The 26,301-nt window shown below is 57.4% G+C and carries 19 protein-coding genes; 10 read left to right on the forward strand and 9 right to left on the reverse strand.

The genetic code is table 11. The annotated features are described in order from the left end of the window. The first annotated feature begins 217 nt into the window (after positions 1 to 217). From L6966_RS06620 to L6966_RS06660, 9 genes are all read left to right on the forward strand, one after another. On the forward strand, positions 218 to 424 hold the full coding sequence (locus tag L6966_RS06620; protein ID WP_237224701.1) for a DUF3073 domain-containing protein: 207 nt from the start codon (positions 218 to 220) through the stop codon (positions 422 to 424). 141 nt (positions 425 to 565) lie between these two features. Continuing rightward, positions 566 to 1,828 (forward strand): glycosyltransferase family 4 protein, encoded by a 1,263-nt coding sequence (locus tag L6966_RS06625; protein ID WP_237224700.1) that lies wholly within the window; start codon positions 566 to 568, stop codon positions 1,826 to 1,828. Then, entirely contained in the window at positions 1,816 to 3,468 is a 1,653-nt protein-coding gene (locus L6966_RS06630) for a glycosyltransferase family 4 protein (RefSeq protein WP_237224699.1), read from the forward strand. Before L6966_RS06625 ends, L6966_RS06630 begins: the two co-directional genes overlap by 13 nt. Further along, positions 3,453 to 4,349: an ABC transporter permease gene (locus L6966_RS06635; RefSeq protein WP_083092024.1), complete on the forward strand. Its 897-nt coding sequence runs from the start codon at positions 3,453 to 3,455 to the stop codon at positions 4,347 to 4,349. The genes L6966_RS06630 and L6966_RS06635 overlap by 16 nt, the downstream gene beginning before the upstream one ends. Beyond that, entirely contained in the window at positions 4,333 to 5,154 is an 822-nt protein-coding gene (locus L6966_RS06640) for an ABC transporter ATP-binding protein (protein ID WP_083092023.1), read from the forward strand. Before L6966_RS06635 ends, L6966_RS06640 begins: the two co-directional genes overlap by 17 nt. Before the next feature lie 107 nt (positions 5,155 to 5,261). Then, a complete protein-coding gene (wecB, locus tag L6966_RS06645; RefSeq protein WP_237224698.1) occupies positions 5,262 to 6,401 on the forward strand; it encodes a non-hydrolyzing UDP-N-acetylglucosamine 2-epimerase in 1,140 nt (379 codons plus the stop codon). A gap of 28 nt (positions 6,402 to 6,429) precedes the next feature. Beyond that, positions 6,430 to 7,200, forward strand: coding sequence for a hypothetical protein (locus tag L6966_RS06650; RefSeq protein ID WP_083092021.1), 771 nt, complete (start codon positions 6,430 to 6,432; stop codon positions 7,198 to 7,200). Then, the gene (locus L6966_RS06655) at positions 7,200 to 9,410 is read left to right on the forward strand and encodes a glycosyltransferase (RefSeq protein ID WP_083092020.1); all 2,211 of its coding nucleotides are present in this window, start codon (positions 7,200 to 7,202) and stop codon (positions 9,408 to 9,410) included. Before L6966_RS06650 ends, L6966_RS06655 begins: the two co-directional genes overlap by 1 nt. Before the next feature lie 13 nt (positions 9,411 to 9,423). Then, on the forward strand, positions 9,424 to 12,912 hold the full coding sequence (locus tag L6966_RS06660; protein WP_237233108.1) for a glycosyltransferase 61 family protein: 3,489 nt from the start codon (positions 9,424 to 9,426) through the stop codon (positions 12,910 to 12,912). 91 nt (positions 12,913 to 13,003) lie between these two features. Here the strand turns inward: L6966_RS06660 and wecC are convergent, their stop codons facing one another. Together wecC and L6966_RS06670 are read right to left on the reverse strand one after the other, a co-directional pair. Beyond that, complete coding sequence (wecC, locus tag L6966_RS06665; RefSeq protein ID WP_237224696.1) at positions 13,004 to 14,257, reverse strand: UDP-N-acetyl-D-mannosamine dehydrogenase; 1,254 nt, start codon at positions 14,255 to 14,257, stop codon at positions 13,004 to 13,006. A 151-nt stretch (positions 14,258 to 14,408) separates the two neighbouring features. Then, positions 14,409 to 16,400 (reverse strand): CgeB family protein, encoded by a 1,992-nt coding sequence (locus L6966_RS06670; protein ID WP_237224695.1) that lies wholly within the window; start codon positions 16,398 to 16,400, stop codon positions 14,409 to 14,411. A 95-nt stretch (positions 16,401 to 16,495) separates the two neighbouring features. Here L6966_RS06670 and L6966_RS06675 point away from each other — a divergent pair, with 95 nt between their 5' ends. Continuing rightward, entirely contained in the window at positions 16,496 to 17,239 is a 744-nt protein-coding gene (locus tag L6966_RS06675) for a DUF6270 domain-containing protein (RefSeq protein ID WP_237224694.1), read from the forward strand. Positions 17,240 to 17,642: 403 nt separating this feature from the next. On the opposite strand, the gene purM is transcribed toward L6966_RS06675, so the two are convergent. From purM to L6966_RS06710, 7 genes are all read right to left on the reverse strand, one after another. Continuing rightward, positions 17,643 to 18,785, reverse strand: a complete 1,143-nt coding sequence (purM, locus tag L6966_RS06680) for a phosphoribosylformylglycinamidine cyclo-ligase (RefSeq protein WP_237224693.1) — start codon at positions 18,783 to 18,785, stop codon at positions 17,643 to 17,645. Then, complete coding sequence (gene purF / locus L6966_RS06685; protein ID WP_237224710.1) at positions 18,786 to 20,534, reverse strand: amidophosphoribosyltransferase; 1,749 nt, start codon at positions 20,532 to 20,534, stop codon at positions 18,786 to 18,788. It lies immediately after the preceding gene. A 152-nt stretch (positions 20,535 to 20,686) separates the two neighbouring features. Continuing rightward, positions 20,687 to 21,058 carry a hypothetical protein gene (locus L6966_RS06690; RefSeq protein ID WP_083092013.1) on the reverse strand — a complete coding sequence of 124 codons (372 nt, stop codon included), beginning with the start codon at positions 21,056 to 21,058 and terminating at the stop codon, positions 20,687 to 20,689. Between the two features lie 40 nt (positions 21,059 to 21,098). Continuing rightward, the gene (locus tag L6966_RS06695) at positions 21,099 to 21,494 is read right to left on the reverse strand and encodes a sterol carrier family protein (protein WP_083092012.1); all 396 of its coding nucleotides are present in this window, start codon (positions 21,492 to 21,494) and stop codon (positions 21,099 to 21,101) included. Further along, positions 21,494 to 22,492, reverse strand: a complete 999-nt coding sequence (locus tag L6966_RS06700) for an asparaginase (protein WP_083092011.1) — start codon at positions 22,490 to 22,492, stop codon at positions 21,494 to 21,496. The genes L6966_RS06695 and L6966_RS06700 overlap by 1 nt, the downstream gene beginning before the upstream one ends. Before the next feature lie 132 nt (positions 22,493 to 22,624). Further along, positions 22,625 to 25,360 carry an MMPL family transporter gene (locus tag L6966_RS06705; protein ID WP_237233109.1) on the reverse strand — a complete coding sequence of 912 codons (2,736 nt, stop codon included), beginning with the start codon at positions 25,358 to 25,360 and terminating at the stop codon, positions 22,625 to 22,627. Positions 25,361 to 25,398: 38 nt separating this feature from the next. Then, the gene (locus tag L6966_RS06710) at positions 25,399 to 26,106 is read right to left on the reverse strand and encodes a TetR/AcrR family transcriptional regulator (protein WP_083092009.1); all 708 of its coding nucleotides are present in this window, start codon (positions 26,104 to 26,106) and stop codon (positions 25,399 to 25,401) included. Positions 26,107 to 26,301: the final 195 nt, after the last annotated feature.

Below are 26,301 nucleotides of genomic sequence, written 5' to 3' on the forward strand. Positions count from 1 at the left end.
CGAGGAGCTCCTTTGGAGCCCTCGCCTGGTGAGCAGTCGGCCTTGATTTGCCTATCTCGAGTTTCGTGTGAGTTTCTTACATCTCACGTGGCGAACAGGCAAGCAAAGCCGCGCAAAAACCTGTACGCTTAGATACAGAAAAGACTGAAAGTTTTTCTGGTACACCCCTGCGTGCACACGGGTGGCCAGATACAAGCGATAAAGAGGGGGTCTCGCCATGGGGCGCGGCCGTCAGAAGGCTAAAGCAACTCGGCAGGCTCGGGAGATGAAATATTTCAGCCCCGATACCGACTACACTGCACTCGAACGCGAACTGAGTAAGACCTCGAGTTCGCAACCGAAGACATCTAGTTATCAGTATGATGATGACGACGACTATTCAGAGTACGCAGATAAGTACACCGACGAATATCGAGAGAAGTAAACCTATCTAGAGCTGACCCGGGTTAGTTTCTCACCTCAGGGGCCTACCACCGTAACCGGTGGTGGGTCTTTGCGTGTCTGAGTGACCTCACAGGGTAAGGTGTTTATAGTATAAACGGCCCACAAGCCCGAACACACCTGCATGAAGATATTCCTGATTACGCACTACTATCCACCTGAGATTGGCGCACCGCAGCGCCGCTGGTCAGCTCTTGTGAAGCGCTGGCAGGCTGCGGGCCACCAGGTGACTGTGTGCTGCCCTCCTCCTCACTACCCGGACGTAGCGGCAACGGCGTCAATCCGCAGCGCCTTCGCGGGTACACCGCGAATCCACTCAGGCAAGTACGGGGAGCGGATTATTCGGGTGCCCTACATGCAGCACGGGGTCTCTGGGCTTGTTCGAACTTTCGATCAGATGGTTGCTGGGGTGGCGACTGTGGCTGTTTCAGCTGCTTATGCGGTACGCCGGCAAAAATTCGATATTGTGGTCGCTACTGTTCCAGGCGTCCCCTCAATAGGGGCGGGGCTGCTAGCCTCTAAACTCCTCCGTGCCCCTCTTGTACTTGAAATGCGGGATGCCTGGCCCGACGTCGTTGCTGACCCCGATGCGCAGGTGACGGGCCTGGCCCCTCTTGCCCGTGCCCGTCGCGTCTTCGCCCGGGTCCTTACCTCAGCCCAGCGTAGAGCGGATGCTGTAGTGACCACCACTGAAAGTTTCGCCCGGGTACTCAAGAACCGGGGCCTACCTCGGGTGTACACAGTCAGCAACGGTGTCACACCCAGCCTCTTCCACAGCACCATCACTCCCTTACCCCACCGACCCGGTGAACTGCGCATACTTTACACCGGAACGATGGGGCGTTCACAGGGGCTGACCGTGCTGTGTGAAGCCCTTGAACAAGCCATCAGCAACTCACCCAAAACCAGATTCACGGTACGTTTTGTGGGGGAGGGCTCCGACCGGGCTAGGCTACAAAGGCGCGCACAGAAGAAAAACCTACCGGTTGAGTTCTACCCGCTCCAGCCCCGCGCCGAGGTAAGAAACCACTATGCCTGGGCTGACGTAACATTCGTGTCGCTCCGGAACAAAGAGGCATTCAGCTGGACGGTTCCATCGAAAATCTACGAGCTTTTGACCGTCCCCCGCCTGCTCATTGGCCTGGTAGCCGGTGAAGCTGCGCATATTCTCGATAGTTCAGGAACAGCGGTGTGCTTGAGGCCCGAGGCTACCACTGAACTTGCCACCCTGCTCATAGAGCTGGCCCACGATAGATCTCGACTTGAGGTCAGCCAAAACGCCAAGCAGTTCGTACTGGATCATTACAATTATGATGTGTTAGCAGCCAGCTACCTGGGGTTACTTGAACAGGTAGCCAACAACAGGGGGCCGTCGTGGGAGCCGTAATCTACCTGGTACGCAATACAGTGCTAGCTGGCGGTGTTGTTGCGGGCCTGATGCGCACTGACCCCGCAGCCTTCATCGCTCAACTGACCCAGCGCCTACCTGTCACAGCTCGCAGGCTTGCAGGCCCCCTGCTCCTGCGCTTAGCCCCCAAACAGGATGAGGCTCGTGCCCTCTTCTCAGCAGGGCAGGTTTCGGACGCTCTGACACTGGCTCGCGCAGACGGTCGCCTACGCCTTGCCGCCAAACTAGAGGCCGAAGCGCAGCTACTACACCCCACATGGCGCCCATGCCTGCCTACCGCACCCACTCTCACCGACGCCGGGCAGGGGGCACCAGCGTCCGCCTCTCACAACCCCACAGCCCATCAGCTGCGGGTCTTGCACCTGCTCACCAACTCGCTCCCGGCCACCCAGTCCGGTTACACGGTGCGGAGCCATCGCCTGCTGAAGGCACTGGCGCACCGGGGGGTGCAGCTGGCCGTGCACACCCGCATAGGCTACCCGGTGATGGTGGGAGGGCTGACCGCCCGTGACTCAGTTCGGGTTGAGAACCTGACCTACCGGCGTTTTCTACCGTGGCAGCTAGCTAGCACAACGACCGCGCGGCTGGAGCAGTGGGCGGCCCACCTGGCCCGAACCTATGACGTGCAGCCGCCCCAGCTCATCCACACCACCACCCACTTTCACAACGCTCTGGTAGCGCAGGCGCTCGCCGAGCGGTGGGGGATCCCCTGGGTTTACGAGGTACGCGGGGTACTTGAGCAGACCTGGCTTTCGAAACAGCCCCCTCACCTGCGCAAGAGCGCTACTGAGAGTGAAAGATTTAGGCTAACTCGAGCCCGCGAAACCCAGATGATGCGGGCAGCCCACCGGGTAGTGACGCTCTCGGAGACCATGAAAGCTTCACTGATTGAGCGGGGCCTGCCCACCGAGAAGATTACTGTGGTACCGAATAGCGTAGATACAGCTCTGCTTGAGCAGGGGCTGCCACCGCAGCAGGCTCGCGCCCAGCTGGGACTACCCGCACACGGTTTCTGGGTGGGATCGGTTAGTTCCTTGGTGCCCTACGAGGGCTTTGAGACCCTGCTTCGGGCAGTGGCACTGTTACGGGAGCAGGGCGCGGACGCCCGGGTTCTGCTGGCCGGGGACGGCACCAGCCGGGTTTTTCTTGAAGAGCTGGCGGGAAAGCTGGGCCTGCGTGAAGCTGTTCTTTTTCTGGGGCGGGTTACCCCCGAGCGCGCTCTGATTGTTCACCAGGCCCTCGATGTTTTTGCGGTGCCCCGCACTGATGACGAGGTATGCCGCACGGTCACTCCGCTGAAGCCGGTCGAGGCGATGGCACTGGGGCGGCCTGTGGTGGTGAGTGACGTACCGCCCCTGGCTGATTTAGTCTGCCCTGCCGGTGTAGCGCCTGCAGGCTTGACGGCCACCCCCGAGGACCCGGAATCGTGGGCGCAGGCCCTGGGTGCGCTACTGAGGGACGAGGGAGCCCGGGCCCGCCTGGGAGCGCAGGGGCGGGCTCTAGCGCGAGAGCGCACCTGGGAGGAGCAGAGCAAGGCAGTCACGCATTTGTATACTCAACTTGTCAATCAGTGTGCCCCACGGCCCGGTCATGAGGAGGAAGCATGCCCCAACGATTAGGTAATCGTGTGCTGAGTGCCCGCCACAGCCACTACCAGGGGCTGGTTCAGCGGGGTGAGCTCAAGCCCGTAGGCTTGCGGGGTAGCTACCGCTTGTACCTTGCGCGGCTGTGGAAGTATCGGGCCTTTATCTGGCACCAGTCTCTCTACCGTGTCTTTGCGACCAACAGCGATAACCGACTGGGGTCCCTGTGGCTGTTTTTAAAGCCCCTCCTTGACGTATTTTTCTACTGGGTATTTTTTGGCGTTGTGCTTCAGGCCAACCGGGGGGTTGAGAACTACCCGGCGTTTATCATCGTGGGCATTTTGATGTTCCAGTTTACTGCTCAGTCAATCACCTCTGCGTCTGGCGTGATGAAGCAGAATAAGGGGCTCATACAGGGCTTTAACTTTCCTCGGGTTTTACCTGTCTTCTCGTTAGCCCTGAAGAACGCTCTTGAGGCTCTGCCCATGGTGCTGGTGATGGTTGTGGGAATCTTGCTTATTCCGCCACATGTGCCTTTTTCTGTGACCTGGTTCTTGCTGCTACCTATCTTTGTGTTTCACGTTCTTTTTAATACGGGGCTGAGCTTAATAGTGGCTAGGCTCGGGTATTTCGTTCCCGATACCGGAGCGCTCTTCTCTTTTATCACCCGTATTCTGATGTTCGGTTCAGGCGTTATCTTCCCGATTGAACGGTTTATCAGCCAGCCCACAGCCCTGGCAGTGGTTGAAGCGAACCCCGTGTTCATCATCCTTAATATGTACCGGGAGGTGCTGGTTGAGGGGGCTGCCCCCGGTGCCTACGAGTGGTTACTTCTAGCGCTCTGGGCTGCCTTGATTATGCTTGTAGGGTTTGTTTTCTTCGTGAGAGCTGAGGAGCGGTATGGTTCGGTTTCCTAGGGGCGAGTCGTCATCTCAGCGACTGAATGTGCTGGTGGACGGCGTGGAGGTTGAATACACCACTCGGTATAAGACGGGGCGTTTCTCGGCTCGGCACAAGAGGGTTCACGCTCTTAAAGGGATTTCTTTTGCCGCCCGCGAGGGGGAGTTCATCGGCCTGGTCGGCAAAAATGGGGCGGGCAAGTCGACCCTGCTGCGGGTTATCGCCGGTTTACAGACTCCCACTGAGGGGCAGGTGTTCGCTGCTGATGAGCCCACCCTCATCGGTATCTCTGCCGCCTTGAACCCCAGCCTCTCAGGCGATGACAACATCACCTTGGGGTGCCTGGCTATGGGCATGAGCCTCAAGGACGTTGAGGCCCGCAGAGCGGGCGTCATTGAGCTGGCAGGTATTGGTGATGCTGTTTACCGGCCCATGAATACCTATTCAGCCGGTATGGGGTCACGTTTGCGGTTTGCAATTTCTATGGCGGCTCAACCGCAGATTATGCTGATTGACGAGGCCCTCAGCGCTGGTGATGCTGCCTTTGCAGAGCGTGCTCGGCGTGCTATGCAGGGCTTGCTCGACCAGGCAGGCACGGTCTTTTTGGTGTCGCACGCCGCTCAGACTGTAGAAGAAATGTGCACCCGTGCTCTCTGGATTGATGAGGGTGAACTGATTATGGACGGTGATGCGCGCGCGGTTGCACGCAAGTACCGTTGGTACGCCCACACCCTTTCTCTGGGAGACGAGACGAAAGCTGCGGGTTTGCTCGCAGATGCCCGGCAAGAGGGCCAGGCTGGCTATGTTCATGAGGGCGGATAAAACGTGCCAAGACACCCTATCTGCCGCGCGCTGGGACGCAATAAAAACAATTTTTCTCAGCCAACTAGATGTACTTCATCATTATTCACACCCTCTGAGGTTCACACATGAAAAAAATTATGACCGTGTACGGTACACGCCCTGAAGCTATCAAGGTTGCCCCCATTATCAAGGCGCTTGAAGCCTCAGCGAAATTTGAATCTATAGTGGTGGTAACCGGTCAGCATCGTGAGATGCTTGACCAGGTTAATGCGCTTTTTGAGATTGCACCGGTGGAAGATTTAAATATCATGTCTGCGGGTCAGGGGCTCAACGGTATTGTGTCGAAGGTGATCACAGGTGTAGACACTATCTACGAGAAGTATGCGCCCGATGCTGTGATTGTTCAGGGAGATACCTCTACCGTGATGGGTGCGGCCGTGGCAGCCTTTAACCGGCATATTCCGGTCGTGCATCTTGAAGCTGGCCTACGATCTGGCGATATCACCTCGCCTTTCCCCGAGGAAGCCAACCGTAAATTGACCAGCCAAATCACTACGTTACACCTGGCACCGACCGCTGAGTCTAAGGCCAATCTGCTGCGTGAAGGTATTCGAGAGACAGATATTGTAACGACCGGTAACTCAGTTATCGACGCTCTGCTGACAACCGTTGAGAAGCCCGTGAGGTTCGAGGACGCTACGGTTGGGCAGGTGGTCCAAAGCGGCAGACCGATGGTGTTAGTGACCACCCACCGCCGCGAAAACTGGGGTGAGCCTATGAAGCGTATCGGTCAGGCCGTTGCCACTCTGGCTGGCAGGTTCCCCAACTTTGTGTTTATCCTCCCAGCCCATAAAAATCCCCTGGTGCGTGAGGCGGTCGTTCCCGCCCTGCAAGGGCTCAAAAACGTCGTGGTGACCGAGCCTTTGGCCTATGCAGAATTTACCCACCTGATGAAAGCAGCCTACCTGGTGCTCACCGATTCTGGCGGTGTTCAAGAAGAGGCTCCAAGTCTGGGCAAACCCGTCCTGGTCTTGCGCGAGAACACGGAGCGCCCTGAGGCCGTTGCGGCGGGTACGGTTCGACTGATTGGAACGGATCAAGACCGTATTATTGATGAGGTAGCAGCACTCATTGAGGATGAGGCTCACTATGCATCGATGGCAAATGCCGTAAACCCCTACGGAGACGGCAGGGCTGCGGCGCGTACCGTGGCCGCCCTGGAGCAGATGTTCGGTTTGGGCCATCGAATCGAAGACTTTTCGTAGGCGAAGACAAAGTAGAGAAGATGTAGGTATGAAAATAACTCCTCACCCCACAGGTATCGGGCGTGTAGCTCTTCAAGACTCCCTGGTCATTATCGACGCTTTTCACCGTGAGCACCTTGGGCTCGATTTCGTTGAAGATTCGTGCGAGGTCACCGATGACTGGACAACGACCCTGAGAGCAGTTCATAAATCTTCGTTGGCTCTGGTTGATACCAGGCCAGAAGCCTTTGAGGCTTATCTTGACAACGTGGGGACCGCGAACGGACTTGGCGGTAAGACGGCCTGGTGCGTCTTTCCCAAGAATCACGCCCACCTGGTTGAGTGGGTTGTGACGCGCAAGAGCATACAGAAGCTTGCCGTGCGCGACTATGTGGTTGACGAGCAGGTTATCGCTCTTGAAGTGGGCACGCCGCAGGTTGAGGACGTAGACGCGGCAACTCTGTTTAGAGGTATTACGCTGGGGTTGGAGCTCGCGGGCCAGAAAATTTCTAGCCACAGCGATTCTTCGGCCGAGATCGAGGTGCGAGAGCAACTGATTTCTGTGCTAGAGAGCCTTGAACTGGTTGCCTTTAAGAAGCCTGAAGAACAGAGCCTACTGGAGGTTGAAGGCTCCGCCGGTAAAACGGACGAAAAAGCAAAGCAGTACATTGCTGAGCTTGAGGGGCGGGTCGTTAGCCTCAACCGGAAGCTCGATGCTCTGCAGAGAAAGTATGACGCGCTAGCGAACTCAAAGCTTGGAAAAATTATTCTGACCCGCTGGGACAAGAACCGGGAGACAGGCACGGGGGAAGACAGGTAATGGAACAGGAATACGGCCGAAAGATTCTGCTCGATTCAGCAGCACGGGAAAAGCTCCTTGCAGACAACAGAAAACAGGTCACCGAGCTAAAGAAAGCTAACCTGGGTGAGTTCGACCGGGTTCTGGAGTCTGGGATTTCCGTTATTATCGCTACCTACGATGGCGCCGAGAGAATTGGTTTGGTGCTTAACTCTCTGGCTCACCAGACCCTAGATCCCCGCCGGTATGAAGTTATCTGTGTGGTGAACGGTAAAGACAACGGAACATCAGACGTCATTAAGAACTACCAGCGCACCTACCCCTCGGTGAGCATCCGTCAGTTTTGGCGAGAAGAGGGGTCAGCAGGTGGCGCGCGTAACCTAGGCCTGGATTTAGCGAGGTTTTCTCGCGTCACGTTCGTCGATGACGATGACGATGTGGAACTTGGCTTTCTAGAGACGGCTTTGGGCAGCTCGACCGGAACAAATATTGTGCTGTCTCCCATTATCAATATTTCTCCTGACGGTGTGATTGATGGTGAAAACACGCTCAACCAAAGGATTCATAAGCTTCGGGGGCAGACGGTTCCACTCGCTGAGGTCCCGTGGGCCCTGGGCTTCAATGCGTGTAAGCTCTTCCCTCGTGAGTATGCCCGGCGGGCCCGCTACCGTGATGACCTGGCGAGCGGCGAAGATCTCGTGTACTTTGCTGAGCTCTTGCAGTACCCCGAGCTTAAGGTCACCGTACCTCAAGACCTCGATGCTGCCTCATACCTGCGCTACACCCGCGATCAGTCCGTATCACGCCAATCACTCACCTTTAATTTTGCGGTTGAACAACGACTAGCCTGCATCAAGGCCCTAGAGAGCATCCCTATTAAGGAAAATACACCCCAGATGAGGGCTGCCGAACAGCTTAAGGCCGCGCAGGCTGGCTTTGTTGGGCGCTACCTCAAAGAGAATCTTGAAGAAAAAGAGGCCGTCTTCTCTGCGATTGAGCACAGCGGAATCAGGACTTTTCCCTGGAAGACGGTGCAGCTTGACCAGGCTAAGGATCTAGCCTTCGTCTACTGTTTTGCGCCTTTTTCTGATACCAGCGCGGTTGTAGCGGCAAAAGCCATTGTTGAACGGGGCCGCGTCACCGACGTTATTACCAACGATATGTCTAAGGTGCGCCGCTATGACTACGCTGTATCGGCACTGGCTGACCGTTGGATTGCTGACCGTGAAATAATCAGCAGCCACCCCTCATTTGCTGGTTGGGAACCAATCTGTGATTTTGCAGAGAAGGCCCTGGTCGTGGCCGAACGTAAGCACGCCCTGAACGGGTCGTATGAGAATATCTATAGCCGTGCTTTGTGGGTTGGTTCTCATGTGGCTGCCGCCCTCTTTAAAAACAAGCACTGGAACGTTCGTTGGACGGCTGAGTTTTCAGATCCGCTACGCAGAGATGCAGAGGGGCAGGAGCGCCCGGGTAAGCTGACCGATAATTCAACTGCGGAGTACCTAAAATCCTGTATCGCTGCGCGCGGTTTCGGCTATCTCCCAATGAACACCCTCTTTGATGTGGTTGAGCTGGTCACCCTGGTCACTGCAGACGAACTGATTTTTACTAACCAAAACCAGATGGATTACATGCTGTCTCTGTACCAGGACAGCTCGCTTGAGGAACTTGTACGGCGCAAGTCGGTTGTACGGCATCACCCCACACCGCCTGCCTATGCGTATGACCTGGTACAAACGAGCTATACGGTGCCCGCAGGCGTGGTGAACATCGCCTACTTTGGTAGCTTCTATAGCAACCGCGGCATCGGGGATGTACTCCAGGCTCTCACTAATTCACAGCAGGAGATACGGCAGCAGATTCGGGTGCATATTTTTAGCAACAAGCCTGAAGAGGTCGCGCAGGCCGTCAAAGACCTCGGGCTTGGGCCGAATATCTACAGTAACCCCTACCTGTCGTATATGGAGTTTTTGAACGCGACAAAGCTGTTCGACGTACTCCTGGTCAACGATGTTCAGCGAGATAGCAACCTCCCCGTGAACCCCTTCCTGCCGTCTAAATACTCGGACTACCTCGGCTCGGGCGTGGGTATTCTTGCCCTGGTGGATGAGGATTCTCCCATGTCTCGGATGGACGTTGACTATAAGGTTCCGGTGGGTGACGTACCGTCACTAATCGCCGTTCTCGAAAAAATTGTTAAGCAGAAAAATCAGAACTTAGCAGCCTAGGGGGCAAAGGATCATGCATAAGGTTTACGTTCCGGCCCTGGGCGCCCAGACCGTGTCTGGACTAGAAGAAATCCAGGGCTGCCTATCGGTTACGCGAGAGGGGGACTACTGGTCAGTGCACGTGGACGATACGGATGTCTTCCTTGAACACTGCACTCAATCCGCACCTCAGCACCGAAAGTACCCCCTGGTGGTTCTTTTGTCTGGGCAGATGAGAGGTAGCGCTACTCTGCTCAATGAAAAGCAGATAGCACGGGAGTGCGAGGCCTCTGGAGCCCAGTTATTGTATGCGGGCGAGCAGGAGATAAGGCGCTTTGTATCACAGCTACACCGGGCAGAAACAGTTCTTATTCTCGGGGACGCAGAAGCTCACTGGGCGCGGTACTGCAACGCTGAGGCGAACATTTTCTGTGTGTCTCAGGCTGCGCAGAGCACCATTGAGAGCTACTCTCGCCGGGTGAGCCTGCTGCCTACAGAGGAAGTGGGCTTCACCCTGAGTATTCTGGCTGTAGACACGCTTCGTGAGGTCATCCCGGGGTACGAACCACTCAGCCCGACTCCGCGCATCCTCCGTCCCCAGGATCAGAACCAGCTCTCTCAAGACGGTACCCACGAACTTGTGCTGGCAAGGTGCGAACACGGCGGAGAGTCGTTGCCTATCCAGGCGCTTTTCGAACCTAACCCGGGCAGTAAAACTTTGATTGTCTGTTTTCACGGCGGCCTGGAACCCGGCCCCCTGAGACTGCCCCACTACGAGTGGCGGGGTACGCTCGCTGAGGTTGCTGATAACAAGCTCTATATCTCTGACCCCACACTGTGGTTATCTCATGCGCTAAAAAATGGGTGGTATTTTGGCACAGTGGCTGACGATATCACCCTCGGCATCAAAGAGCTCATCGCATATGTTTCTGATCAGCTCGGTATTGAAGACATCATTTTGGTGGGAAGCTCAGCCGGTGGGGTAGCGGCCTTGCAGCTCGGTGCGCATTTTTCACGCGCAGTAGCCCTCGGGTACTCTTTGCAGCGTGACATGAGCAAAGGCCCTAAAATTCATACAGTTGGGTTCTATGAACATGTATTGCAGGGAATGGACTGGGCTGAAGCATACGCAAAAGTTGGCTCTCGTTTAGCCGTGCGAGACCTCTTTGAAGAAGGCTCTACCTACCGCGGACAGGCCGTGTGGCTACAGAACCTAGGCGATGCTGAGCACATGAAAGACCACTATCTCCCTGAGCTAGCCTCGCACGGTCAAAGCCCGGTCAAAGGCCTGCAAGAAATAGCTGAAGATAAGCTAACCGGGTACCTGACCTACTGGGGCGAGGGCCACCCCATTCCGCCCCGATCCCTGTTTCTGGGTGCCCTCGAGGCGGCTAAGAAATCCTTGAAACAAGGTTCCCCCTTCGAGTTGACGTGGGATAAAAATATCAAGATTCCGTCACTCCAGCTGCCGGTTGACCGTAACCTTGCACGGCCCATCCTCCACCAGGCGTCACACTACGCCCGGCCCCTCAAGAGCGGGTTTATCTCCTTTAAGGGGCGGGCTCCTCTCGGAACAGCAGTGGCCATACAGATCGGTGATAAGTACTATCAGGCCACGAAAGTTGATTCAGACGGTGAGTGGTCGCTCGATGTCTCATTCGCAAAAACCCCCTCCTGGCAGGTACAACTGAAAACCTATGACTATGAGGAGCAGAGAGTTTCTCATGCTTTAAGGCTCGTTGTGAATACCACAGCAGAAAGTTCGGAAGTGGCGGTGTCTGAACCGACAGGTAGGGAATCACATCACAGCCTTGACGAGCTCGGAGTTCTCCACCAGACAGATAGTTCATCTCTGGTACACAACTATTTGGTTGAGTACGAAAAAATATTTAAAGACCTCAAAGAGGACCCACTGCTGGTAACGCTCATTGGGGTTGCACACCCCGGGCTCCTTAAGACCCTGCTCGACTACTTCACACACGCCGAGTTCCTCGCGATAGAAACAGATGAAGAAACGACCCAGGGGTTCGATGGCAGGGTGTCATGCGTGCACCCCACAGCCTACAGCCCAGAATTTTTCAAGAAGATAGCAGGTCAATTTAACCCTGGTATCGTCATTGATGACGGCACCCACCGCTGGGACCATCAAATGCGGGCCTTTGAACATTTATTTATTGCCCTCAAACCCGGCGGCTACTACATTATTGAAGATATACACACCAGTTTTGGTGTATTCAAGAAAAACTATCAGGGCGGCGAAAGAGAGAGCGCCTATCATCAGATTCTGTCTTATGTGACAGATTTTGTTGGTGGGAACCAGAGCGCCACCCCTGAGAGCGGATTTGATTTCTACTTCCGCGAATCCGTAGCATCAGTGAAATTTTTGAAGCACGCGGTCATCATCCAAAAGAGCGATAACCCAGCTCGCCTGTTCCCCGTCCGTAGCATGCGTGACGTGAGCAGCTCCTTCGACCTGCACGAATCTGGCAGCTACCACCGAATACCGGGAACTGTTGTGGGTGGTGCGCCGCACATCCAGCACAGCTTCGCTGCCCTGTCATCACCCAAAGAGCCTGTTTCGATGGGCCCCCTAGCCTCGGGCTACTTGAAGGACGCGACGATGATAGGGGGTGGCGTCGTCTGCACCTCAGACGGGTACCTGGTCGCAGAAACCATGAACTGCGCCAGAAAACTTGACTCCTTCAGAGGCGTGTACCGTCTTGAAGAAGACCGCCTGTGGACGGGCCGGGAGCTGGCGCCCGACCACTATGTTGAGGCTGTTCCAGAGCGCCAACACGTGCTTCTGCAATCAGTGTGGGATGCCAATTACGGCCACTGGCTTTGGGATACCCTCAGCCGTATTCAGCTGGTGAAGGAGGCCAAGCTTCCGGGCGACCCGATATGGGTCATCAATGAGCCACGAGAGGCCATGCGGAGCATCGTCTACGACACCCTGCTCCTCGCCGGCATTCGCCCGGACGACGTGATGGAGCACGATAACTCGACGGGGCAGTTTGAATCGGTGTATATTCCAGCTGCCCTAACGGTTCACCCCATCATCAAGAGCCCAGAAGCCCTTGGCTTCCTGACCCAGCTAGTGGACAAGGTGCCAGCCGGGGTGCACCGGAAAATCTATATCTCGCGTAACGAGTACGGCCGCCGGTCGCTAATTAACGAAGACGAAATCTGGCCCCTTCTCAAACAGAGCGGCTTTGTGAAGATTATTCCTGAGCAGCTCTCTTTTGCGGAGCAAGCCTCACTGTTTAAGGGCGCGCACGTGGTTGTGGGTAACCTGGGGGCGGCCTTTTCGAGCTTGGCCTTCAGCCCGGACGGGGTGAAGGTGCTTGCGCTGACAACCCCCAGCATGAGGCATGACTTCTTCTACGATATTGTGTGCCATAAGAAGGGTCTCTACTATGCGCTACAGGGAAATTCCGCTGAGACCACAGCCGATATGGCCAGCAGCTTCTCGATTGATCCTCAAAAGCTGGAGCTCGCCCTTCAAGAAATCCTCAGCGAATGAAGCTTATTCACAAGGTTTTTCTCGGGGTGCTCTCGGGCTCGCGCTCGTTCTGAGCCCGAGGGCGGCGCCCCTGCCTGATGAATAAGCCTTCTTAGCGCCAGATTCCTTTGGTGTCTACAACCTTCTTACCTGCCAGTGCCGTTGCTGGCACGGTCAAGAACTCCTTGTGATCTACCAGAAGAACTACCACGTCGGCGTCCTCAATTGCCTGACTGTATTCCGCAAACTCAACATTTGCGTAGTCTTGTAGCCGAGGGGGAAGCCCAGACACATTCGGTTCTACCGCCAGCACCCTACCGTGCTTAAAGGTTTCTGCCAGTTCCACCGTAATATCTAGAGCCGGAGATTCACGCAAATCATCAATATTCGGCTTGAAAGCGAGCCCCAGGGCAGCAATGACCGGGGCCTCCAATGACCCCGCAGCGTTCCTGACCTTTTCAAGAACCCAGCGGGGCTTACCATCGTTCACCTCGCGCGCCGTGCGAATCAGGTTTGAATTTTTGCGGTCTGAAGACACGATAAACCAGGGATCAACAGCGATGCAATGCCCGCCCACACCGGGGCCGGGCTGCAAAATATTCACACGGGGGTGGTGGTTGGCAAGGCGAATTAGCTCCCACACGTTAATTCCCAGTTCGTCAGCAATCAGCGACAGTTCATTCGCGAACGCGATGTTGACATCCCTGAAGGAATTTTCGGTGAGCTTAGCCATCTCAGCGGTCACATCGTCGGTGGGTAGTAGCTCACCGGTGCAGAACGACGTGTATACCTCGGTGGCTATCGCAGTTGCCTTTGGGGTCTGACCGCCAATAATACGGTCATTCGTCTTCAGCTCCTCCATGGCGTAACCCGGCAGGATGCGTTCAGGGCAGTGGGCAAAATAAAGCACGGGCTTGTTACCGGGGTTTTCTGCCCCGTCAGCTACCAGGTCAGGCCGGTTAGCCAGAATGCGGTCTGCCATTGTGGCGGTAGTTTTGGGGGGAGAGGTTGACTCCAGAATCACCAGCTCGCCGCCGCGCAGGTGCGGTGAAATAGAGTCTACAGCAGAGAAGATATAGCTTAGGTCGCCTTCGTAATTTTCTTTGAAAGGGGTGGGCACAGCAACGATGTACACGTCGGCGTGAACCATCTCAGTAGTCGCCTTGAAGTTACCGCTGGCTAGAGCCTGCTGTAGTTGCTTCTCAAGGCCGGGTTCAACGATGGTCACCTCACCGCGATTAATGCGGTCAACATTCTTGGTGTTGATGTCAATACCGGTAACTTGTACCCCGTGATTGGCAAGAACAACAGCGGTTGGCAGGCCAATGTAACCTAGGCCTACAAAGGCAACAGAGCGACTAGTCATGACAGAAATCCTCAAAGTGAATATGTTGTATAAAAATATTTACAGAAAGTGGAGGCTTTTTCAAAAATCTTACTTTTTGGCTCCCTCGAGCCGGCAACCGGCACGGGCTCACGGAGGCTGATCCATAAGGTCTTTCTCATAAATAAATAATCTAAAACATCATATCGGCTCTATTGAGCCCAGCGTAGGTAGCCTGACCGTTGGCGAGTAACAGGTAATCATCAACCTGCCAGGTATGACTCTGATCAGCCAACCTGCGCTGCACAAAATTGTAACGGTCAGTCGCATACACCAACCCGCCGCTATCCACCACAGATCGAACAAAAGCTGTATCTTCACCTCTTGTTCTATCTTCAAAGGGGTGCGCCCTGAATGTCTCGGCCCAGCCCACTAAGGTTGGGCCAGCAATAAAATCCGTGAAACGATGCTCAAGCTCAGGGCGGCGTAGCACCGTTACATTGTGGCCCTCAAGGTAGACATAGTAGGCGCTCTTACCGACCACATCTGCCCCCGAGAAGCGTAAAGCATTAATCATATCCCGTAGATAGTAATCACCGTACAGGTCATCATCATCTATCTTGGCTAGTACGTTACCTGCCGCTCGGGCGACCATGAGATTGAGGCAGGCCCCCAGGGTAAGGTCAGAGTCAGCGCTCAGAAGCACCACATCGGCCAGCCCATGCTGATCAGCCAGTTCTTGGGCGGCCTGCTGAGGCACCTCAAAACCGTGCGTTAGCGCTACCAGCTGAACCCGAACGTCCTTCTGCCGGCCGACCGTCTCAAACACGTGGCCCAGCTGCTGCGGGCGCATAGTTGGAGCCAGAACCGATACGAGCGGGCTGGCTACCAGTGAGCGTGGGTGCGGCTGGGCGGGCAAGCCCAGCGTATCTATCAGCTGCTGAGCCCGATGAGCGTAGGTATGCCTGGCCCAAATCTCCCGTTGTGCCAGGTGAACCGACCGACCCCGTAGCATAGACGAATTGAGCAGGGCGCGGATCTTGAGTTCGGCCTGCTCCGCGTCATCGGCAACGAGTACCTGCTCTTCGTCAAAAAAATTTCGCACTGCTGCCGACCCCGTGGTAACCACAGCCGTCCCCGACGCCAAGATCTCAAAAATACGCCGGGCACACATGCTCGGGGAGTCAACCACTGAATTCACGTTTAAGAAAACCTTGTGCGCCTTATAGGCTCGCACCATAGCAGGGTAGGGGAGCGAACCCACCACCTGCCCATCGAACGGTTCAGGGAACTGGTACCTCTCACCCTTGCCCCAAAACCGTGAGTAAATTTCAAACGGCTCCTTGCTCTTACGTGCGGCAACGAGAGCTCCCGTCAGAAGGGCGTCCATCTGCTCGCGGCGTTCTGGGAACTTATGCGCAAAATAGGTTCCCGCAAAAGCCACCCCGCGTGAGGCCACGAACCCGCTTGCACGAACCGGGTTATGTACCGAAGGCGCCGCTGCAAAAGACAGCGGGCTAACCCGTTCATGCCCCAGCTCCTGCGTGTACCGGGGCACCGTGTTCGAATCCGAGGTCAAAACATAGTCAAAGAGCCGGGCCGTCGCTAGAAAGTCGTCAAAGTGGGGCGGGTCCTCCTTATTCCAAAAGACCGTAGGAATCTTATGCTCCCTACACCAGGTGACCAGCGCTAGGACGGCGGGGCGAGGGGCGCTCGGGCCCGTCAAGTGATACTGCCAAGCGCCACCGTTACCCGCCCAGGCGGACTCCACCAGCAGAAAATCTACGGGTGTCTCGTCGAGCTGGGCCTGCCAGGTGTCAGGTCGAAGCACAAGCGTTTCAAACTCCGCCCCCCATGCCTGCAAAGAAAAATCGTCAAGAATAACCGCTACCTTCACACCCGGGTAGGTTTTCGGCAGGGGTAAAGCCCGAAGCGGATCAAACTCAAGCCGATAACCAGAGCCGAGACGGGCGTCCTTGCGCACCGCTGGAACCTCAGCAACTGCCTCTTGCCCCCAGAGCAAGCCAGAACCCTGGGCGCCTTGGGCCAGGCTTCCCTGGTTCCTGCCCAGGGCGCGTTCCCGCTGAATAAACACCTTCAGCTGCGTGAGGCCACCGTGCCGTAGGTGCCACACCTTCTTGCGAGTGTTGAGCAGCATGGTGTGCACACGGGTACGGCCCAGCATAGAGCTACCTCTTCTTCGACGCTTCACAGCAGAAACTTTACTTTTCACCTACTATAGTTCGTAACTGGCCTGTTACAAGAGAAAAGGAGCCAGCGGTGAGCACACCACTCCGCATTTACATCTATGGCTCCTGCGTGGCTCGGGATACGGTGGCCACCCTGCCGGTGGGGTCCTATACTTTATCCGGGTACGTTGCCCGTCATTCCCTTCTCTCTCACGGTACCGACGCCGCCTACAAACTCCCCAGCAACCTGGGCCTGCCCTCTAAATTTCAGACACGCATGGTGCAGCAAGACTGGTCCGGGGCACCTCTGAACGCTGTGCTCGCTCAGGCAGAAACCATTGATTTACTCCTGTGGGACCTCACCGATGAGCGTCACGGCGTGCACTGGTTCATGTCAGGGGAGGTCGTCACTCGCTCCATTGACCTCATGCAGTCTCGAGCTGCCCGAGAACAGCTGGAGCCAGGTTCTCACGTACCCTTTGGAAGCGACGCCCATTTCGAAGAATGGAGCGACAAAGCTACCTGGTTCATAGAGCAGCTTCGTACCAGCGGGCTTCTTGCGAAAACACGCCTACTGAGGGTGAACTGGGCCGAGACCACCGTGGCAGGTGAGCCCACCCCAGCGTCCATGGGAGTAGTGGCGGCAGAGGCCAACCGCCTCTACGCCCGCTACTATGAGCACCTAGCGGCGGCAGGTGCCCTCACCCTTACCGTGCCTGCAGAGATAACGCACGCAGACCCGAATCACAGGTGGGGTCTAGCTCCCTTTCACTACGTGCCCGAGGTATACAGTTACGTAATCGATCACCTGCGGGCAGGCGGGTTCACCGTGTAACGAGAGCGGCGTGCACAGTTTGTAATTGAGGCTTATTCATAAGGGTAGGTGAAGCAGGTTCACAGCGAAGCTGCTGGCTCGGATGAAGTGACCGGATGAGCACCAGTTTCCGCCCCCAGGTGACAAAAGAAACTGGTGCGAATCATCTGAGCGAAGCGAAGATGCAACGCCCTCAGGGCACGGAATCCGCCGCAAGGCGGGGCACCAATCGCCTGGATAAGCAAGGATTTTTCGCGAAGCGAAAAAGAAAGCCTTGCGCATCTGGCGAGCTTGCGAGCCAGGAGCGAACCAGGCGAGAGGGTCGGCAGATGAAGTGAAGCGGGTGCGTCAGCACTCAAGAGCGAACGGAATCACCTGAGCTTGCGAAGGTGTGAGCCTGCGGAACCCCTTATGAATAAGCTTCTTACTTGTAGTTATTCAGCAACACTGCCGCGCCGCCGTCCACGCCCTTGGCGCCCTGCACGTAGTCAGGGCTGGCTCTGTATTCGCCAATATCCTTTTGGACGGTACCCAGTACCCAGGAAGGCAGGCCGCGCTGGTTTAGACGCTCAACGGCCGCATCGGCAACGGACGGGTCAACCACGGCAATCATTCCCACACCCAGGTTCAGGGTGCGTTCCAGGTCGGCCTGGGGCACAGAACCCAGCTCACCAATCAGCTTAAAGATAGCCGGGATCTCCCAGGTGGAGCGGTCGACCAGACCAACAGTGCCCTGGGGGAGCACACGCGCCAGGTTAGCGGCCAGACCGCCACCGGTCACATGCGAGAAGCCACGCACACCCGAACCGGTCTGCCCATCCTCACCATTCACCGGGAAAGCCGCAATCAAATCCAGGCAGTCAGCGGTATAAATACGGGTGGGCTCCAGCAGCTCTTCACCCAGGGTACGGCCCAGCTCGGCAACCTCACGCTCGTACCCCCAGCCAGCCACCGAGAGTACCTTGCGCACCAGGGAGTAGCCGTTGGAATGAATACCGCTTGAGGCCATAGCAATCAGCACATCGCCTTCGCGTACACGATCGGGGCCCAGCAGCTCATCGGCCTCAACGATGCCGGTAGCAGCACCGGCCACATCGTACTCGTCCTCAGCCAGCAGACCGGGATGCTCAGCAGTCTCACCACCCACCAGGGCAGTACCAGCCAGGGAACAGCCCTCAGCAACACCGCGCACAATATCGGCAATGCGCTCAGGCACCACCTTGCCAGTGGCAATGTAGTCAGTCATAAAGAGGGGGCGGGCACCGGTCACCACGATGTCATCCACCACCATACCCACCAGGTCATGGCCGATAGTGTGGTGAATATCCAGCTTCTGGGCAATGGCCACCTTGGTGCCCACACCGTCGGTGGAGGTCGCCAGGTAGGGCTTGCGGTAGTCCTTGAGCGCAGACAGGTCAAAGAGGCCGGCGAAGCCGCCCACTCCGCCCACCACACCGGCGCCGTGTGTGGCCTTCACAGCGTCCTTCATCAGCTCAACAGCGCGGTCGCCCGCCTCAACATCAACACCCGCCGAAGCGTAGGTGACTGCCTTCTGGTTCTCGCTCATTTAGCGGGCCTCTCGGTCGGTGCCGGTGGAATCGGCAGGAATCGTATCTTGGGGGAGTACAAGGTCTTCGAGGTCAGCGTCGGGGCCCGGTTCACAGGAGCCGGTGGTTGCCCCACCCCCGGCAGCCGGGTCAAGGGAGTCCGCCTGAGCCTCAAACTTGTTCTCAAGTGCCTCGGTGCCGGGGCGGGTGTCAATGGAGACAGCGTGAGCCTGCGAAGGCTTGTGGGCAACCGGACGCTCAACGGTCACCTCAGCTGCCGTACCGGCAAGGGGCCCACCCTTAGAGTCATCAAAGATGGACTTGCCGCGGCGCTCTTCGCCGGGCAGCTCAATGGGATAGGTTCCGGTGAAACAGGCGGTGCAGAGACGCTCGCGAGGCTGCTCAGTGGCGGCAATCATGCCGTCCTCTGAAATGAACCCCAGAGAATCCGCGCCCAGAGACTGACCGATTTCTTCAATAGTCAGGCCATTGGCAATCAGCTCGGAACGCGAGGCAAAGTCGATGCCATAGAAACAGGGCCACTTGACCGGCGGGGATGAGATACGCACGTGCACCTCTTTGGCCCCGGCCTCACGCAACATGCGTACCAGGGCGCGCTGGGTGTTACCGCGCACAATCGAATCGTCAATCACGATGAGCCGCTTACCCTCTACCACCGAGCGTAGGGGGTTGAGCTTCAGCCGGATGCCCAGCTGGCGAATCGTCTGTGACGGCTGAATAAAAGTACGGCCCACATAGGCGTTCTTGACCAGGCCGTTACCGAAAGGGATGCCGGATTCCTCGGCGTAACCAATAGCGGCGGGGGTACCTGACTCGGGGGTAGGCATAACCAGGTCAGCTTCTACCCTGTGTTCACGAGCCAGCTGGCGGCCCATCTCTACACGGGACTCGTAGACACTACGGCCCGAAATGGTGGTATCGGGGCGGGCCAGGTAGACGTACTCGAAGACGCACCCAGCTGGCTTGGCCTCGGCGAAACGGGTGGAGCGCAGACCGTCCTCATCAATCGTAATAAACTCGCCAGGCTCAACCTCCCGCACATAGGAGGCCCCCACAATATCGAGTGCTGCGGTCTCAGAGGCAATGACCCAGCCACGGTCAAGCCGCCCCAGCACCAGCGGGCGCACGCCCTGGGGGTCGCGGGCCGCGTAGAGGGTGTTTTCATCCATAAAGACTAGACAGAAAGCACCCGAGAGTGTGGGGAGTAGGTTGAGGGCTGCTTCTTCGAGGCTGCCAAAGTCATGATCCTTGAGCAAGGCGGTGACCAGCGCAGTGTCAGTAGTGTTACCCTGCGCTAGCTCGCCGCGCTCGGGGCGCTTACCGCCGTTCTGAGCCAGTAGCCGGTCGTAGAGATCTGCAGAGTTCACGAGGTTACCGTTATGTGCCAGAGCGATGGTGCCGTGCGGAGTATCGCCCAGAGTGGGCTGGGCATTCTGCCAGATGTTACCGCCCGTAGTGGAGTAGCGGCAGTGGCCCACAGCCATGTGACCGCCCATAGAATTGAGCGTTGCCTCGTCAAAAACCTGGGAGACTAAGCCAATATCTTTGTAGACGCTCAGATGTTTGCCGTCGCTGGTTGCAATGCCAGCTGACTCCTGCCCGCGATGCTGCAGGGCGTACAGGCCATAGTAGGTCAGTTTGGCGATATCTTCGCCTGGAGCCCACACGCCAAAGACACCACATTCATCTTTGGGTCCGTGGTCTACAGGGTCAAGATCGAAGGAGAGTTTTCCGTCAGGACGAGCCAAGGTGGTTTTCCGTCTCTTGTCGTGGTGGTTATCCCGCTCATACCGCGCACGGGCGTCAGAGCGAGCGAACATCTTTAGTGTACCCGGCCCGGCTAGCACCTGATAAGAACAGCCCACCGTGTGAGCTGTGCAGGCTCATGGGTGGGCCGAGGCTAGTCGTTGGTGCTGATAGCACTGTAGGTGGTAGTGCGCTTGGACGAGCGGCGGTCAAGAAGCAGCGCGAGCACGATGGCGGCGGCAGTGCAGAGCGTCCCAAAAATTACGGCCATCACACCGTAAACCGCGCCAAAGGTGTAGTCGGGGTTTTCGGGGCCTACGGCGGTCACGATCAAAGCTACCACTAGGCCGATGAGCAGTCCGGTCACCGCGAAAGCCGGGAGTGAGGGGGCCCGGCGCACGGTAAGTTCGGCACGTTCTGGTGCCGTCGCTGGTTCAAAGTGCTGGCCGGGAGCCGCCTGCCTATCAGCATCGGTAAGCGGTGTTTCGGGGCTGGGCGGGCGGCGGAAACGGGACATCAAGCTCATAAGTATCAACCTTACCTCAGTGAAGCGGTACGGGGTGGGCCTAGAGAAGAGGCAGACGCTCACGTAGGTCTGAGCGCAGACCGGACGCAGCTACCCGAGAGGCTGCCCGCTCCCAGGTAGTGTACCCCAGGGCGAGGGCACACCAGGTGACCGGGTCTGTCTCAACCACGTTGGGCGGAGTGCCACGAGTGTGCCGCGGCCCGGCAATACACTGGGCCACCCCAAAGGGTGGCACGCGCACCTCTACCGAGTTACCCGGGGCCAACGTTGCCAGCTCTTCAAGGAGAAAACGGACGCCGGTCGCCCGCACGCTACGGGGCAGGGCAGCAAAAGCCGCCGCGTGGTCGTCCGCGACCTCTGCTGTCTCAAAAACCTGCCGTACCTGAGCGACGGCTACCAGGCCGTCCTGCTCTGAAATCTTGCGCCGAATCGCCACTAGAGTAGCCCCTCAAAGGCAACGCCCAGCCCAATAGCTCCTACCGACCGCCCGCCACCAGTTATCGGCAAAGTTGTGCCCTCAACAGCGCGGTCGGCAAGCTTGCTCTCGAGGAAGCCCGCTGCCTGTAGTGCACGCACCGCCACCAGAGAAGCAGCCCGGTTGGAACCATCAAGCATTTTCAAGGCTACTGACGCGCCAGAGCGCAACCCTATAGCCAGTACGCCCTCGGCGCCCCGCTTGACCACGGCGCTCAGGGTTTCAGCCAGCACCGTATCTGAGCCGCCGGGGGCATGGACGTACTCGGGGTAGTCCACCATGGCCGTTGCAACGGTAGCGGCGCGGGCATCGGCCTTGATATTTTCAACCGCTGAACCCAGGGTGGAGTAGGCACGGGCCAGCCCCACCAGCGAGGTGGCAACTACAGGTGCACCGCACCCGTCAACCGTCACGTGCTGGGGTGTTCCTCCCGTGAATTCCTCGACGGTCTGAAGCACCAGCTCTTGCAGGGGGTGGCCGGGCTCCAGATAGGTTTCGGTTGGCCACCCTGATTTGACGCAGCCCCACAGAAAGGCCGCGTGCTTACCTGAGCAGTTAAAGGCCAGGCGCTGTTTACCGTGCCCCGCTGTCACCAGGGCATGGTAACTGGGTTCATCTGCGGGCCAGGCCGGTGGGCAGAGCAGGGCATCAGCGGTTAGACCGGCCTCAGCCAGCACCGACTGGGCCACCTTCATGTGCTCAAAAGACCCGGTATGTGAGCCGGCAGCCAGTGCAATCTGGGCCCCTTGTAGCTCGGCCCCCGCGTTCATCGAGGCAATAGCCTGTAAGGGCTTGAGCGCTGAACGGGCATAAATAAGAGCCTCGGGAGCGCCGAAACTCAGGGCCGTAGAACCGTCGGGCGCCAGCACCACCAGCGACCCTACATGCCGTGATTCGACAAAGTCGCCACGGATTACGACGGCCAGCTCTGCTGCCTGCTGCGCGGTAAAAGTCTGCATGCCCTTCAGTTTAGCGGCAGAAAAGCCCGCATTTATTCTGATTTACCCGCAACTAGTTGCGGTGTTTTCAGAATAAATGCGGGCTAATGTTGTGCGTAGCCGGTGCCGCGGGTACCTGGGGGCGCTCTCTTCCTATTGGGCCTGAGTCTCGAGCTTGGTGCCCTCAACATCCAGGTCGGGTAGAACCCTATCGAGCCAGGCAGGTAGCCACCAGGCCTTTTCACCCAGCAGGTACATGAGCGCCGGAATCAGGGTCATGCGCACGACGAAGGCGTCGAAGAGCACACCGACCGCCAACACGAAGCCGATAGAGGCAATCATGGGGTCACCCGAGAAGACGAAGCCGATAAAGACACCGGCCATAATCAGGGCAGCTGCGGTGACCACGCGAGCGCCGTGGTGGTAGCCCACAACAACCGAAGTCTTAGCCCCGCGGCCGTGTGAATAGGCCTCTCGCATGCCAGATACCAGGAAGAGCTGGTAGTCCATAGCCAGGCCGAAGAGAATACCCACTGCCAGAATCGGCAGGAAGGCCAGCAGTGGGCCGGGGGTTGAAACGTTGAAGAGCTCAGCGGCCCAGCCCCACTGGAACACAGCCGTGGTCGCACCGAGAGCTGCCAGCAGGGAGAAGAGGAAGCCCAGGGTCGCGGTGACCGGTACCAGAATGGAGCGGAAGACCAGAATCAGCACCAGCAGCGACAGTCCCATGACCAGGGCAACATAGAGGGGCAGAACATCTGCCAGGTTCTGGGCGATATCAACGGCCATAGCGGTCTGACCGGTGACGCCGAAGGTCACCTCACCGTTGTCGGTTGAGACAGTCAAATCACGCAGAGTGTGTACCAGGTTAGTGGTTGACTCGGCGTTGGGGCCCTCACCGGGAATCACCTGGTAGAGCAGGGCAGAGTTATCATCAGAAATCATGGCGGGAACGACCGCTGAGACGTCGCCTTGTTCCAGCAGATTCTGACCCACTTCAACCTGCAAGGCCTTAGCCTGCTCCTCGGTCGTTCCCTCGGGTAGGCGGGCTGCCACCACGATGGGGCCGTTCTGGCCCTCACCGAAGTTCTCAGCGACGGTGGTGTAGGAGATGTAGGCAGCAGAATCAGTCGGCTGAGAAGCGCCGGTCGGTAGACCCAGACGCATATCGGTCACCGGTAGAGCCACAGCGCCCAGGGCAAGCACTACAGCCGCAACGGTAGCGAGCGGCTTCTTGAGAACCAGGCCAATCCAGCCACGACGGGCTTCTTCGTGGTCAGCCGCCGCCCGCTTAGCCTCTGCTCGAATAGCAACTGCCTGAGCATCGTCCCCACTGGCTGCCTGTGCACCAGCCGCAATTTTCGCCCGCTGCTTTTTACTCAGGATGCGCTCGCCCAGCAGAGACATCACAGCGGGGGAGAGGGTGGTGGCTACCGCCACGGCAACCGCAACCGCAAAGGCTCCAGCATTACCCATCACGCCCAGGAAGGGAATACCCACGACGTTCAGACCCAGCAGGGCGATAATGACGGTAGCGCCTGCGAAGAAGACCGCGCCGCCGGAAGTGCCGGTTGCTAGGGCAATAGACTCCTTTACACCCATGCCCTTAGCCAGGTTAGTGCGATGCCGGTTCAGAATGAAGAGGGTGTAGTCGATACCCACAGCCAGACCCAACATGGTGCCCAGGGTTGGGGTGGTCGAGGTCATGTCGACAACACTGGAAAGCGATAGGACGGCCAAGGCAGAGATACCCACGCCGATTACCGCCATAATAATCGGCAGACCGGCTGCTACCAGGGTGCCAAGCATGAGAAGGAGGATGATAAAGGCAATGCCGATACCGATAATCTCCGCGGTTGCATTCATATGGGGCTCAACGCCCTGCATGTACTGGTCGTAGGTGACGGTCAGGCCGCTATCTGCCAGTACATCAAGCTTCTGCTGGGTTGCTTGAAGGGTCTCAGCAGGAATAGAACCGGTCTCAGCATCGAAGGTAACAGAGACGATAGCGGTGGAGTTATCCTCAGAAATCGCAATACTGCTCTGGGACATCTCCAACAGGGCGGCGTTCTGCTCAAGGGTGCTCTTGCCGCTCTCTACCTGGGAGCGGGATTCTTCGAGCTGGGTAAGGCCGTCCTCGTAGTCGGCACGCCCCTGGTCAAGCTGAGCCTGGGCTTCATCGAGCTGGGCACGACCCTGGTTGAGCTGTTCAGCGGTCGCATCCAGCTGAGCCCGCTGAGCATCCAGCTGGGCCTGCTGGCCGTCGAGCTCACCGAAAGTTTCCGGCGGTGCTCCCTCACCCTCAAGACGGGTGCGGGCCTCGTTCAGCTGATTCTGGGCGTCCTCAAGCTGGGCGTAGCCCTCATCAAGCTGCTGCTGGCCTGAATCTAGCTCAGCACGGCGAGAATCAAGCTCGGCCTGCCCCGAATCCAACTGAGCCTTGGCCTCATCAAGCTGGGCCTGGCCGTCCGCTATCTGCTGCTCGCCGCTGGCCAGCTCGGCCTGCCCAGCATTAAGCTGGGTCTGGCCGTCCGCAAGCTGCTGAGCAATAGCAAAGGGGTCGCTGACGGTATCGACACCCTCAACGCCCTCAGCCTCAGCAACGGCACCGGCTACAGCAGCTTTTTGTTCGTCGGTGAAGGCTGAACCGTTCTCGGTCTGTAAGATGGCAGAGCCGGTGCCCGCATTGAGATTCAGGTTGAAGGTGTCGGTGAGCTCTTCCTGAACCAGCTGCGCCTCGGTGCCAGGAATGGTAATAGAATCGGTCAGTTCACCCTTAAAGGATGCGTAAGCGCCGCCAGCCAGCGCAATGACCAGCGCCCAGATGCCGATGACGGCCCAGGCACGGCGAGCTGCGAAGCTACCGACTTTGTAGAGGAATTCAGACATGCTCTGCCGGTTTCCCTTTCGCGTAGTTGTATTTTCTCTTAGGTGGTCTGATCTGCGGCAACGCTGCCGTCAGCTGTAAATACCGGGGTGCCTGCGGCTACCTGGTCAATGTAGGCATGGATATAAGGCACAAACATATGGGGCTTGATAGTGAACGGCACAGAAAAGCCCTTAAAAATGCTGGCGTCAACGTCCTGGGCAAAGCGCACCCAGCCAATCATGTAGGCCGTCATCAGGTTGTGAATCAGCAACCCTAACGCTAAAACCTGGTCAACGGAGAGTGTGGGGTAGAGCCGGTTCATCTCGTTGAAAAGAGTGTTGCCGATGTCGTCCAGGGTTAGCCTGACTTCTCTAGCTACTAGTTCAAATTCGTCATGGCCCAGAGCTGCTGCCAGAGTCATAAAGCGGATAATACTCTGCTGTGAGCGGTGATTCTCTATGGCATCGTGAAAATGCTGAACGAGAGCGCGGGGGAGCTCTTCTGCCGGTAGGTTCTGGGGCAGGGGCGGCTCATCGATACAGGGCTCCAGGTGGGTTGCTAGCTGGTGGGTAAGAGCGTCCTCAAGTTTTTTAAAGTGGTTGAAGACGGTGCGCTCTGAGACCCCTGCCTGCTCTGCTAGGGCAGAGGCGGTTAGTCCTGCCCGCCCGCTGGTGAGCACAATATGTTCGGCTGCTGAGGCAATTTTATTTTTAGAAGCGGTTGAGCGCGCTCTGCGCTGGTCCGGAGGGGGAATATTTTTCAGCATATATTTACAGTAACTGCAATATTGCAGGAACTGCAAATAGTTGGTGTGTGGGGTTAGGCACGGAGGGGAGGGTGGATGGTTGGGTGCAAGAGGGCGGTTAGGTACGAGTGATTGGGTGGAGATTTGAGTGCGGCCGGTACGAGGTTTCCGCATTTATTCTGATTTACCCGCAACTAGTTGCGGAGTTTTCAGAAT

Origin of the sequence: Rothia nasisuis, assembly GCF_928381405.1 — a bacterium.
Classification (GTDB): Bacteria; Actinomycetota; Actinomycetes; order Actinomycetales; family Micrococcaceae; genus Rothia; species Rothia nasisuis.